This is a genomic window from Polaribacter glomeratus, from assembly GCF_002954665.1.
GTDB classification, from domain to species: Bacteria; Bacteroidota; Bacteroidia; order Flavobacteriales; family Flavobacteriaceae; genus Polaribacter; species Polaribacter glomeratus.
The window spans coordinates 474,227-487,236 of sequence record NZ_MSCM01000002.1 but is presented as its reverse complement, the minus strand read 5'-3'; the positions used below and the strand labels follow the sequence as shown (position 1 = coordinate 487,236).

The window sequence follows — 13,010 nt, the reverse complement described above, 5'->3', positions numbered from 1 at the left end:
ATTGCCTATACTTTAGATTCATCAACATACTTTATTTTTAAAATAGTAGTAAACATTGCTAAAAAATGAAAAAGTAAAATAATTTATAAACCGAGGTGTAACTATTAATCATTTTGGTTTTGAGCTATCTCCTTTTCCTAGTTTATCTTTCTATTCTAGGATCACTAAAAAATGCACCAAGCATAATGATAGGTGCAGAAAGTATTAAGAAATTTATTGTTGATATTATGAACTAATCTTTAAATTCTCTTAAAATTAATTCACCTTTAGTAAGTTCTCCATATGTAAAATAGCGAATCCAATCGCCAAGGTTTACGTATTTGCTATTTTTTTGAAGTGCTATTTCTAGAGGTAAGTGTCTATGGCCAAACACAAAATAGTCGTAGTGTTTTTCTGTGAGTTTCTGTTTGCAATATAAAACGAGCCACTCATTTTCTTCGCCTAAAAACGTTGCATCTTCATCACCAGAAATCAGTTTGTTTTTAACAGACATATATTGCCCTAGTTTTACGCCCAAATCTGGATGAAGCCATTTAAACATCCATTTAAATAAAGGAAAAGTAAATACTTTTTTCATGCGTTTAAAGCCTTTGTCTCCAGGGCCTAAACCATCTCCATGACCAATTAAAAACTTTTTATTGTTGATTAAAAATTCTTGTGGTTTATGATATACAGGAATGTTTAGTTCTTTTTCAAAATAATCATTCATCCATAAATCGTGATTTCCAACAAAGAAATAAATAGGGATTCCGGAATCTTTAATTTCTGCTAATTTGCCTAAAACACGCACAAACCCTTTAGGAACAACTGTTTCATATTCGAACCAAAAATCAAACAAATCGCCCAATAAAAAAATGGCTTCTGCGTCTTTTTTAACTTCGTCTAACCAAGCAACAAACTTTTTTTCTCTTGGAAAACTTGCTGCTGCAGTTGGTGCTCCAAGATGTTGATCTGAAGCAAAATATACTTTTTTATTTTCTGATGTAGTTATTGAAATCATTATTGCAAAGAAAAGCTATTCCTTTTTACTTTCCAACTCTAAAACCTTTTGCAGCATTTTATCATCTTCATGTATAATTTTATAAAAGCCAATATCACCAAAAAGGGCACTTGCAATTGATGCTTTTAAATATTTTTTAATACTTTCTTTTGATTCAGTAGATAGATTTGCCCATTTTTTTATGTTTGTTAAATAGCTATTTAAAACAGTATTATCTTTATCAAAATCAGTAATAAAGCTATTTACATTCCATTTAGATAATTTTTTTCGATTATTGTCTACGTACTCAAAAGCAAAATTATTTATCGAATTAAAATAGAAATTAGATAGGTAAGCGGTGGTATCAATAGCAACAAAAATATCAGGAATAATGCCTCCGCCACCATATACTATTTTTCCTTTTGGCGTTTTATATAGCAAAGAATCTACTACTTTTATACTGTCTCTGCTTAACAATTCTCCGCTTGTAATTCTTTTTTGATAGTCTTTGTAATAGTTTCTTTTTTCGCCGTTTGTATATGGTTTTTGAATAGAACGCCCAGTAGGAGTGTAATATCTTGCCGTTGTTAAACGAACTGCAGAACCATCTCCTAGATCCATTTCTATTTGCACTAAACCTTTACCAAAAGAGCGTCTTCCAATAATGGTTCCTTTATCATTGTCTTGCAAAGCGCCTGCAACAATTTCGGATGCAGATGCAGAGTTTTCATCAATTAAAACATACAAACCACCTTTTTCAAAAGAGCCAATTTCTGTAGCAAAAAACTCTTCTATTTCGTCTTTATTATTTTTTGTAAAAACCATGAGTTTGTTGTCTTCTAAAAATTCATCAATAATTCTGTTGGCAATGTCTATGTAGCCGCCACCATTTCCTCGTAAATCTAATACCAAGGCTTTCATTCCTTGTTTAATTAACGAATTCATTGCAGATTTAAATTCTACAAATGTATTTCTTGCAAAACGATCTAGCTTAATATAGCCAATAGAATCGGTCATCATATAGGCTAAATCTACACTCTTAATATTTACTTTACCGCGAGTAACATTTACTTTAAATAAAGAATTAGTGCTTTTTCTATAAATTTGAAGTGATACTTTGGTTTCTGGTTTTCCTTTTAAATACTTGGGAATATTATCACTTTTAATATTTTTACCGTATAAAGTATCAGTATTTGCCATTAAAATTCGGTCACCCGCTTTAATACCTGCTTTAATACTTGGGCCGCCTCTTATAGTTTGAATAACAGTAATAGAATCTTTAATCATTCTAAATTGAATGCCGATTCCTACAAAATTACCTTGCATACTTTCTGTAACTTCTTGCAAATCTTCTTTAGGAATATACACAGAATGTGGATCTAATTCGCCCAGCATTTGAGTTATTGCACCGTCTAACAAGCTATCTGTATCTACTTTATCTACGTAATCTTGTTCAATAAAATTAATAAGTTTTTTAATTTTTAATTCTTTGGATGGTGTTTTAGAAAAGGAAAATAAATCATTTGAATTTCCGCCAAAAAAAACGCCAATTAAAATACCAATAACAATAGCAATTGAAAAATATATTGGCAAACTATTTTTATTCATAAGGTAAATGTTTAATTTCTACTCCAGCTTTTTCTAAAAAATCTAAACCGGCATCATCTCTATAAGCTTTTGCGTACACAACACGCTTTATTCCCGCTTGGTGTATTAATTTACTGCATTGTGTACATGGTGATAATGTAATGTATAAAGTGGCATTTTTAGCAGATTGTGTAGAAGATGCAACTTTTAAAATTGCGTTAGCTTCTGCATGTAAAACCTCCCATTTTGTTACTCCTTCTTCATCTTCACAACAATTATCAAAACCAGTGGGTGTTCCGTTGAAACCATCAGAAATAATCATTCTATCTTTTACAATTAAAGCGCCAACTTGTTTGCGTTTACAATGAGATAATTTACCCCATTCTAAAGCCATTTTTAAATACGCTTTATCGTATTTTAGTTGCTTTTTTTCTGTCATAAAACGAAAGTATAAAGATTTGTAGAATTAGGATGTTAATTAATAGACAAATATATTACCAAAAAACTCTATCCATCATCATTTGTATAGAGAAACCAATAACTATGGATGAAAAAACTAAAATCCAATCTCTTCTATTTACATTAAATACATTTAGAAAGAAGAAACCTAGACTTAAAATTGCGAGCACTATAATTATTTGTGCAGCTTCAATTCCTAAGGCAAACTCAAGCAACGGTAAAACTTTATCTTCTTCTTGACCAATCATCATTTTAAAGTAATTAGAAAAGCCTAAACCATGAATTAATCCAAAAAATAAGGCAAAAAGTAAGTTGATATTTTCTTTTCCTTTGGATGTTTTTTTCGCGGTAAAAAGATTAATTACGCCTGTAATAAAAATGGTCAACGGAATTAAAAATTCTATTAAATCTACGCTGATTTCCAAAACCCCAAAAGCAGCTAAAGCCAATGAAAACGAGTGCCCTAGCGTAAATAAGGTTACTAACCATAAAACTTTTTTCCATTGTTTAAAAGAAAAAACAACCGCTAAAACGATTAGAAATAAAATGTGGTCAATGGCAGAAAAATCTAACACATGATGTAAACCCATTTTAAAATACAGCATAAAATCGTCCATATAAAATCTTAATTTAGAAGTTGTCAAAGATATTAAAAACTAGTAAACATTACAATTTTGAAACGTGTACATTAGTGCTAAAAAAATGAAATAATGGAAAGTACACGTTTTGAAAAGGCAATGCTATTTATTGATCAGGAAAATTTAGAAGATATAAACACGATTATAATTGATGGCGTAAAACAATCTAAAGAAGTATTGTACTCGCAAAGAATGACCAAAAAACTTTTACAATTTGAGCCAAACGCATCTAAAGCGCTTCAAATAGCAGCAAGAGCGCAACATATTTGTCGTTGGAAAATTGCCAGAAACGAATATGCAATGGATAAAGTTGGGTATCTAAAATGGCGTGAAACTTTAAAAAAAATGCACGCGCGTATTACATCAGAAATTTTACAAAAAGTTGGTTTCGATACTCAATTTATCAAAAGAGTTGAACATATAATGCTAAAAAAATCTCTCACAAAAAACGGAGAATCTCAAACTTTAGAAGACACGATTTGCTTGGTTTTTTTAACTGATTATTTTGAGGAGTTTGCAGAAAAACACTCAGACGAAAAAGTAATCGACATTCTAAAAAAAACATGGGTAAAAATGTCTAAAAAAGGACACAATGCGGCTTTAACAATTTCTTTTTCTGATAAAAGTTTTGCTTTGGTAAAACAAGCTATTTCTTAAGCTTTACAATAAGTAAAATCCCCATTACTATAAAAATAATGAGGACTTTTAATTAAACAAATAATCAAATAATATTATTGTATCGTTAAATAAGTTCCTTTAAAACTTTGATTTAAAACCATCATTTCTAAAGGCCTGTTTTTTGTGTTTCTTTTTACTTCTATAGACGCTTTTCCGTTTGCCATTTCTATAGACTCACTTCCTGTTGGTGTTCCCAAGTTTTTCATTGTTTCGCCGCCAGATAAACATTGAAAATAGACCCTATTTTGATAATCTAAACAACGCAAACCATTTGAATCTTGCGCAATTGCGGTTACTAAATAGTTGCCGTTTTCTAAAATTTTATAAGACAGTTTTAAACCTTCCGCTTTGCTGTTTTTAGTAAATCTATAGTTAATAATAAGTTGGTCAGAAACTGTTTTTCCATCCGAAGTTTTACTAGTTGAAACCAAAACATTTTCACCTTCTTTAAATTGTAAATTCCAGTTTAAACCAGAAGCCGGAAATGCTTTTAAATCTCTCTTTTTTGAACCTAAATTTTGTCCGTTTAACGACAGCTCAACTTCCTTACAATTGCTGTAAACACTTACATCTCTTGCCAAACCTTTTGGTCCTTCTCGTTCTGTCCAAGTATGAGATTCTATGTAGGTAAAGGGTTCTTTGCTCCAGTAACTTTTAAAAACATAAAATGCATCTTTTTTGTTTCCTGCTCTGTCTACCAATCCTTTTTGATTCATATACGGAATGGCATTTTCCGGTCTTAACGGTGTTCCAAAATCTTTAAATGCCCATTGCACATTGCCTACAAAAGTGGAATCGTTTTCTGATATTCTTAAATGCCAATCAAATAAATCTACAATATAATTTTCGCTCCAATCGCCAATTTGAGCAATATTTGCAACGTCATTTTGTGTAATTGCTTCTTCCCAACCATCAGCTTGAATTTCACCTTCGCCTGTAATTGGGTTTTCTGAATGTCGTCCTAAATGACTAGAACCACCATATTCTGCATGTAAAAAAGATTTGTATTCTTTTTTATATAAATCAATTGCTTTTTCGTAATTTTTGTAACTTCCAGAATACCAACCAGACCAAATTGATGGCGAAAAAACATCTACAATCTCTGCGCCTTCATAATATTTTCTGATTGCCGTTTTTCTCGTTGGATCTAATTTGTGCGCTAAATCATTAATTTCTGATAAAAATTCAGTTATTTTTTCTTTATTTCCGCCGTCCTCAAAATCTGGTAACCAATACATTTCATTACCCAAAGACCAAATAATAACACTTGGTCTGTTGTAATTTTGATTGATAATTTCTGTCAACATATTTTTGGTATTTGGCTTCCAATTAGCAGTACCAACGCCACCTCTGCACCAAGGCAATTCGTCCCAAACCAACATGCCTAATTCGTCGCAGGCTTTGTAAATTTCTGGATCTTGCGGATAATGTGCCAAACGCACAAAATTAGTTCCCATTTCTTTGATAAGTTCCATATCTGCTCTGTGTTGTTCATTACTCATTGCAGCACCAACGCCAGCATGCTCTTCATGCCTATGCGTTCCTCTTAATAGCAAACGTTTTCCGTTTAAAAAGAAAGCGCCATGCTTTTTAAATTCAAACCATCTAAAACCAACTCGATCAGATATTTTATCATTTTCAGTATTATTTTCGTCAACCAAAGAAACTTCAATAGTATATAAATTAGGGTTTTCTGTGTCCCACAATTTTGGGTCTTTAATGTTTTTAAAACTGATTTTAGCCAAACCATTATCAACAGAAAAACTATTTTGTTTTCAGTATCTTTTAAAATTACTTTTACTTTAGATGTTTTATGTCCGTTAATAACAGCAACAGTTCCTTTTAAAGTTGCATTTTCTTCGGATACGTTTGGTGTTGTATATTTTAGATTTGCTAAGTGTGTTTTAGGTATCGTTTGCAACCAAACATCTCTTGTGATTCCGCCATAAATAAAAAAGTCAGATTTTTGTGATGGAATAATTTCTGGATCGTAACTATTATCTACTCTTACAATAATTTCGTTTTGTCCCGTTTTAAGAGCTTTAGAAATATCAATTGTAAAACCAATATAACCGCCAATATGAGTGCCAACTTTAGTGTTGTTTACATAAATTTCTGAGGTAATATTTACACCTTCAAAATACAGTTCGTAAATAGTATTTGAATTTAGAGAAACATCAATTGTTTTTTTATACCAGCTGCCGCTTCTTCTATATCCTGGTTCTAAATCTGTTGCATCTAAACTATTCCAAGAATGAGGTAAATTTATTGTTTGCCAATTTTGTGCACTTAGTGCATCAGAAATACTTTCTGTATCATTTTCTAAATACCACCAATTTTGGTTAATGTTTGTTTTTGTTCGTTCTATAGTCGATGAAGATTCCAAATTAGAATTGCAGGAAAAGAAGAAAAAAATCAAACTAAAAAAAAGCATAAAGTTTGATAGAGTTGATTGATTTAAACGTGTAAATTTCATGCTATTTTTTTTCTTGACTTTTTAAACGAATTAAAGTTTCTAAAAAATAGTAATCTCCATATACGATTGGTTCGTCCATTTCTGATCTTTTAGACCAATCTCCAGAACTGTGATTTAGTATAAAAGGTGCTTCTATATCCGAAGATAAAATGTAATTAGATGTTTGTACGTTTTTTAGAAATTTTTTACTGTAATTAATATAAGTTTCATCTTTTGTGTATGTGTAAAGTTCTATTAAAGCAGAAGCTACAATTGCCCCAGCAGAAACGTCTCTTGGTTCATTAGGAATATTTGGAGCATCAAAATCCCAATACGGGATACCATCTTCTGGTAAGTTTTTATGATTTAAGAAGAACGCAGCAGTAGCTTTTGCTTGGTTTAAATATTTTTCATCTTTTGTATATCTGTAAGCCATTGTAAAGCCATAAATTGCCCAACTTTGTCCACGAGACCACGCAGAGTCGTCACTAAAACCTTGGTGTGTAACTTTCATTCTAATTGCACCGTTTTCTGGATTGTAATCTAGTACATGAAAGCAGCTATTGTCTTTTCTAAAATGGTTTTTTAAGGTAGTATTTGCGTGTTTTACTGCAATTTTATGAAACAAACTGTCTTCAGAAATTTTTGTAGCTTCAAAAAGCAATTCTAAATTCATCATATTATCTATGATTACAGGAAAACTCCATTTTTTTTTGTTAAAATCCCAAGAACGAATGCTACCCACAGTATCGTTATAGCGAGAACTTAACGTTTGTGCGCTTTTAACAATAATATCTTTATACTCTTGATTATTTTGGTCTTGTTTTAAACCTTGGCCAAAGCTAGAAAAGACTTTAAAACCCATGTCATGTGTTTTATCATTATACTTTTCTTTTTCGATAAAAGCAGTCCATTTTTTTGCTAATTCTTTATAATCTGGGTTGTTTGTTAATTCGTAAATCTGCCAAAGATTTCCTGCGTAAAAACCGCTAGTCCAGTCTTTTGAAGGGACTTTGTTTATTTCTTTTTTAAGTATTGAAAAGCTTCTTGGAAAACCCAAAGAATCTGGTTTGTAATTTAAAAGCTTAGTATATCTACTTTCTAAATTACTTTTAGCGTCGTATGTTTTTTCTTGCTTATTACAAGATAAGAAAAAGCTAAAAGAAAAAAGGATTAGTAAGTAGTAGATTAATTTTTGAGTCATAATTTTTAGGTCAAATATGTTATTAGCATACACTAATAAAACAGTGGTAAAAAGGGTCAAGTCTTTTATCAATTAGGTTTTAATATTTAAAATTAGAATTTTAAACACTATTTTTTAACATCAAGAACAAATTTCTTTGTTTCTATATAAGTCTTTAAGTTCTTTTTTTTTGATACTTGTAACGTTTTACTTTTAATGTAAATAGTACTGGGTTTACAACTTAAAAAGTAAAATTGCAAACCCAATACTTTGAATTTAATAGTATAATCTATGGGTTTTAGTAGCCAGAATTATTAGGCATTAAGTTAGGGTTTCTCTGTAACTCATCTCCTGGTATTGGTAATAAATAATCTCTTGCCGAATTAAAGTTAGGTCTTTGCTCTAAACCACCTGCACCAAAAACGTTGTATGGAGCATCTCCCATTTTTCTTCTTGTAATATCAAACCATCTTATAAATTCAAATGCAAATTCCCATTTACGATCTTCTAAAACCATTGTTCTAAAATCACTTTGACTTAAACCAGAAACATCCGCAGGAAAACTTGAACCATTTCCGCTTCTTGCTCTCGCTCTAACTCTGTTTACATATCCATTTGCTTCGGATGATCCTGGAGACGTTTCGTTTAATGCTTCTGCAGCAATAAGCAACACTTCTGCATAGCGCATCATGGCATAATTAATACTAGACTTTCTACCGTTTCCATCAAGACTTAAACCTATATGACGTGTGTATTTAGCAATATGAGGTCTTGCAACAATTGATGGGTGTTTCCCTAAAAAATCAGTATAAGGAACAACTGCACCACGATACAACATAGTATCATCAAAACTAACCGCTTTTCTGTAGTCTAAATTATTCCAACTATTATAAACAGCTAACGTAGGAACTGCAACAGACCAGCCACCACCAGTGCTATTTCTTTCGTCATTTCTAATACCAGTTAAAGCAGGTTGGAAATCTCTACCGTAATCTCCGTCTCCAAAAGCATTATAATCTAGTACAAATAATGGCTCTTTAGAAGCGTCAACTTTATCAGCATTAAATAAATTTTGAAAATCTGGTTCTAAAGCCAATTGATACTTTCCTTCATTTTGAATAACTTCTTTAGCTTCTAAATATGCTTTGTTAAAATTAGCATTATCAAATTGACCCATTGTTAAATATACCAAAGCTAAATAAGATTGTGCGCTTGCTTTAGAAGGCATAGATCTTACTGGTTGCACATCTGGCAACCAGGTTTTTGCAAATACTAAATCTGCAATAATATTAGTGTAAACGTCTGCGGTTGCTGTCTTAGATATAGATCCAGCTTCTTCTGCATTTGTTACTGGTTTGTCTAAATAAGGAATGTCTCCATATAATCGTACTAATTGAAAATAGGTAAAAGCTCTAATAAAATAAGCCTGTGCAGTAATTTTATTTTTAATGTCGTCTGCTACATTTACAGATGCTGCACCTGCAATAGCTTGGTTTGCAGCAGCAATAACCTGGTAGCTTCTTGGCCAAGATTCAGTAATCATTCCGTTATCATCTGCCACTTCAAATGTGTCGTGATCTCTTCTTCTTTGCGCTGTATTTGGGTCGCCAATTGCTACCATATCACTTCGAAGCATAATTGGTAAAGAACCTTTTCTGCCCCACCAATTTTCGTGTGTTAAATGACCATAAGCACCATTTACCGCTGTTTGTATATCTTTTGTAGATTTAAAGAAGCCTTCAGGAGCTAATAACCCAACAGGTTCTTCTTCTAGGTTTGAACATCCTATTATTGACAATCCTATCAATAAGAATAAATATTTATATGTTTTCATATGATATGTTTTTTAAATTATTGATTAAAATTTTAAGTTCAAACTAAAGCTTACAGATTGGATATTTGGATAATTACCATAATCAAAACCTTGGTTTACGTTGCTGTTTTGGCTTCCTGAAGCTTTGTAACTTACTTCTGGATCTAAACCAGGATAGTCTGTAAAAGTTAATAAATTTTGCCCACTTACAGAGAGCCTAACATTATCCATTCCTAGTTTTTTTGTAATATCTGAAGGCAAAGTATAACCCAAAGCAATGTTTTTTAGTCTAATATAACTTCCATCATATACAAAACGAGAAGAAATATCATTTGCTCTAACTTTTGCAGAAGGCACATTTGTGTTTGTGTTGCTAGGAGTCCAAGCATTTAAAACTTCTGTAGTTGAGTTAGAGTTTCCGTTTGCTAGCTCTAAATGTGTAAGACTCATAATGTCGCCACCGTAAGCACCTTGAAAAAAGATATTTAAATCAATATTTTTATAGGTAAACGTATTGGTGATACCCATTGTCCAATCTTGGTTAGGATCTCCTATTATTTTTCTGTCATCAGACGATGTAATTTTACCGTCACCATCAATATCTGTAAATAATTCATCACCAGGAGCAGCATTTGCAGTTAAAGTTCCTGTGCCAGTTGGCAATGCGCCGCCTTGATAAACGCCTTGATAATCATAACCCCAGAACACACCAACAGCTTCACCTTCTCTTAATAGATGAGTCTCGTCTCTTAAAAAATGACCAGGAGCAGCGTTTAAAAATACATCTTCGCCACCAATTAAGGTTACCATTTTATTTCTGTTTTTAGACCAGTTAAAATCTGTTTTCCAACTAAAATTATCAGTACTAATATTTTTTGTTGATAAAGAAATCTCTAATCCTTTATTATTTATTTCACCAATATTTTTTAAACTTTGGTTGTTTAAGAATCCAAAATATTCTGGCTGACCAGTATCTCCTAGAATAACATCTTTAGTATCGATATTATAATAATCTAGAGAAAGCGATATTTTACTATTGAATAAACCTAAATCGATACCAAAATTTGATTGGTAAGAAGACTCCCATTTTAAAGTTGGATTTGCACTTTGGTTTGGTACAACTGCATTTACAGTTTGCCCGCCAACAGCTGCATAAATATTATTAAAACTGGCTAAAGATTGGTAAGGAGAAATAGAAGGATTTCCTGTAACACCATAACTTACTCTTAACTTTAAGTTAGAAATTTGTTCAATATTTTTTATAAATTCTTCGTTAGATACTTTCCATCCAAAAGCGCCAGAAGGAAAAAATGCATACTTTTCATTTGCAGCAAAGTTAGACGCGCCGTCTCGTCTTGCAGTAAGTGTTAATAAGTACTTATCATTATAGTCATAATTTAATCTACCAAATTGAGATAAAATTTCTGTTTCTGTTAATGAGGATGCTGGTGGTAATGGAGTTGCACCACCGCCTAAATTATAGTAAGAAAAGCTATCCGAAGTAAATCCTTGTGCACCTGCAGAAGATCTTTCTGTGGTGTTTTTCTGATAGGAATACCCAGCTAATAATGTTAATTTACTTTTATCAAGATCTTTTGTGTAAGTCAAATAATTTTCACTTAAAACATTGGTCATTCTTGCATTTGCTATTGCACCAATTCCGCCTTGTTGACCAGCAGTAAGCTCTAAGGTTGATGGTTTATAAGTTCCTCTTGTTTCATTAATAGTACTAAAACCAAAAGTAGTTTTAAAAGTAAGATTTTCTAGTAGATCATAATTTGCATAGAAATTTGCTCTGTAATTATCTGTTTTAGTTTCATCTATACTTTCTTTAGCTACAGCAACAGGATTGTCTATTCCGTCTCTAAGAAAATCGACTGAATTTGATCCATTAGCATTAAAAAGGCCTAAATCTGGCGAAAATCTGAAGGCGATAGAAACAACATCACCTGATCCACGACCACCAGTATCTGCTTGTGTAGAAATTCCTTGTTTTTCACTTCTGCTTCCAAAAGCATTAAAACCTAATTTTAATTTATCTGTTATTTGTGCATCTATATTTGATAAAAAAGAAGTTCTATTAAAACCAGAATTTAAAACAACACCATCTTGATCAAAATAAGTTCCAGAAGCGTAAAAATTTACTTTATCTGTTCCTCCTGAAAAAGAAAGTTGATGATTTGCAGTACTACCCGTTTTGTAGATTAAGTCTTGCCAATCTGTATTTGCAGTTCCTCTTACATAAGCAGGATTGATTGCTGTTTGATAATCGCCAAATTGATCTGCATTTAACAAATCTAATCTTTCTGAGGTTGTTTGTGCAGAATATGTGCTATTTAACTCTACAGACAAACGGCCTTTTTTACCTTTTTTAGTGGTAACTAAAATAACTCCGTTAGAACCTCTAGAACCATATATTGCAGTAGCAGAAGCATCTTTTAAAACTTCTAAAGATTCGATGTCATTTGCTTGTGGCATGTTTGCGCCTACAAAACCATCTACAACAATAAGAGCAGAACTACTTGCGCCAATAGAAGTGTTTCCACGAATTTTTACCGAAATTGGTGTACCAGGTTCTCCACCATTATTAGACTGTACAGAAACACCTGCAGCTCTTCCTTGCAGAGCTTGAGCGGCATCTAAAACAGGAAATGCATTTAATTCTTCAGATTTTACAGAAGAAACAGCACCTGTAATGTCGCTCTTTTTAACAGATCCATAACCAACTACTACAATTTCATTTAAAAGATTTTCATTTTCAGCTAAAGAAATATTAATGATGCTTCTTTTATTTATTTTTACTTCTTGCGAAGCATATCCTAAATAACTAAAAACTAAAATAGCATCAGCATTAGAGACTGTAATTGTATAGTTACCATCAAAATCTGATGTTGTACCGTTTGAGGTTCCTTTAACTTGAATGGTTACGGTTGGTAATCCAAATTTACTGTTGCCGTCTGTTACCTTACCTGTTACTTTTTGCTGAGAAAAAGCAAAAAGCGACGCCAGCAGAAATAAGCAGGTGCTAATTTTTTTAATTGAGTTGTTTTGTGACATAAAATTTAGTTTTTAATTGATTTAATTACATACTATCCAAACAGGTCTGCTAAACATTCATATATCTACAGTCTTCCATATCTATATTATTTTAACAATCATAAATGTTTTTTTATTAAAAAAAGTAAACCATTGTAAGAATCAAAACCATAATTATTGAA

9 protein-coding genes and 1 pseudogene are annotated in these 13,010 nt (G+C 31.9%); 1 reads left to right on the top strand and 9 read right to left on the bottom strand.

All coding sequences use genetic code 11. From position 1 onward, the window contains the following. Positions 1-232: 232 nt before the first annotated feature. From BTO16_RS12085 to BTO16_RS12070, 4 genes are read right to left on the bottom strand one after another with little or no spacing between them, the layout of a single operon-like run. A complete protein-coding gene (locus BTO16_RS12085) occupies positions 233-1,000 on the bottom strand; it encodes a UDP-2,3-diacylglucosamine diphosphatase (protein ID WP_170064465.1) in 768 nt (255 codons plus the stop codon). A gap of 15 nt (positions 1,001-1,015) precedes the next feature. Beyond that, the gene (locus BTO16_RS12080; protein WP_105021935.1) at positions 1,016-2,587 is read right to left on the bottom strand and encodes a S41 family peptidase; all 1,572 of its coding nucleotides are present in this window, start codon (positions 2,585-2,587) and stop codon (positions 1,016-1,018) included. After that, complete coding sequence (locus tag BTO16_RS12075) at positions 2,580-3,005, bottom strand: deoxycytidylate deaminase (RefSeq protein WP_104811060.1); 426 nt, start codon at positions 3,003-3,005, stop codon at positions 2,580-2,582. The genes BTO16_RS12080 and BTO16_RS12075 overlap by 8 nt, the downstream gene beginning before the upstream one ends. 55 nt (positions 3,006-3,060) lie before the next feature. Continuing rightward, the gene (locus tag BTO16_RS12070) at positions 3,061-3,642 is read right to left on the bottom strand and encodes a HupE/UreJ family protein (RefSeq protein ID WP_105021934.1); all 582 of its coding nucleotides are present in this window, start codon (positions 3,640-3,642) and stop codon (positions 3,061-3,063) included. Positions 3,643-3,735: 93 nt separating this feature from the next. Here BTO16_RS12070 and BTO16_RS12065 point away from each other — a divergent pair, with 93 nt between their 5' ends. Continuing rightward, positions 3,736-4,320 (top strand): DUF4202 domain-containing protein, encoded by a 585-nt coding sequence (locus tag BTO16_RS12065; RefSeq protein ID WP_105021933.1) that lies wholly within the window; start codon positions 3,736-3,738, stop codon positions 4,318-4,320. Between the two features lie 74 nt (positions 4,321-4,394). Here the strand turns inward: BTO16_RS12065 and BTO16_RS12060 are convergent, their stop codons facing one another. From BTO16_RS12060 to BTO16_RS12045, 5 genes and pseudogenes are all read right to left on the bottom strand, one after another. Continuing rightward, positions 4,395-6,047, bottom strand: coding sequence for a glycoside hydrolase family 2 protein (locus tag BTO16_RS12060; protein ID WP_245892108.1), 1,653 nt, complete (start codon positions 6,045-6,047; stop codon positions 4,395-4,397). 260 nt (positions 6,048-6,307) lie between these two features. Continuing rightward, positions 6,308-6,775 (bottom strand): annotated as a pseudogene (locus BTO16_RS17870) (sugar-binding domain-containing protein); the annotation flags it as partial. A 43-nt stretch (positions 6,776-6,818) separates the two neighbouring features. Further along, complete coding sequence (locus tag BTO16_RS12055; protein ID WP_105021932.1) at positions 6,819-8,000, bottom strand: glycoside hydrolase family 88 protein; 1,182 nt, start codon at positions 7,998-8,000, stop codon at positions 6,819-6,821. A 277-nt stretch (positions 8,001-8,277) separates the two neighbouring features. Beyond that, complete coding sequence (locus BTO16_RS12050; RefSeq protein WP_105021931.1) at positions 8,278-9,813, bottom strand: RagB/SusD family nutrient uptake outer membrane protein; 1,536 nt, start codon at positions 9,811-9,813, stop codon at positions 8,278-8,280. A gap of 24 nt (positions 9,814-9,837) precedes the next feature. Next, positions 9,838-12,849, bottom strand: a complete 3,012-nt coding sequence (locus tag BTO16_RS12045; protein WP_105021930.1) for a SusC/RagA family TonB-linked outer membrane protein — start codon at positions 12,847-12,849, stop codon at positions 9,838-9,840. Positions 12,850-13,010: the final 161 nt, after the last annotated feature.

Bases quoted from the DNA above. Each gene is read 5' to 3' on its own strand.
- BTO16_RS12085 (WP_170064465.1), bottom strand. From the start codon at position 1,000: ATGATTTCAATAACTACATCAGAAAATAAAAAAGTATATTTTGCTTCA.
- BTO16_RS12080 (WP_105021935.1), bottom strand. From the start codon at position 2,587: ATGAATAAAAATAGTTTGCCAATATATTTTTCAATTGCTATTGTTATT.
- BTO16_RS12075 (WP_104811060.1), bottom strand. From the start codon at position 3,005: ATGACAGAAAAAAAGCAACTAAAATACGATAAAGCGTATTTAAAAATG.
- BTO16_RS12070 (WP_105021934.1), bottom strand. From the start codon at position 3,642: ATGGACGATTTTATGCTGTATTTTAAAATGGGTTTACATCATGTGTTA.
- BTO16_RS12065 (WP_105021933.1), top strand. From the start codon at position 3,736: ATGGAAAGTACACGTTTTGAAAAGGCAATGCTATTTATTGATCAGGAA.
- BTO16_RS12055 (WP_105021932.1), bottom strand. From the start codon at position 8,000: ATGACTCAAAAATTAATCTACTACTTACTAATCCTTTTTTCTTTTAGC.
- BTO16_RS12050 (WP_105021931.1), bottom strand. From the start codon at position 9,813: ATGAAAACATATAAATATTTATTCTTATTGATAGGATTGTCAATAATA.
- BTO16_RS12045 (WP_105021930.1), bottom strand. From the start codon at position 12,849: ATGTCACAAAACAACTCAATTAAAAAAATTAGCACCTGCTTATTTCTG.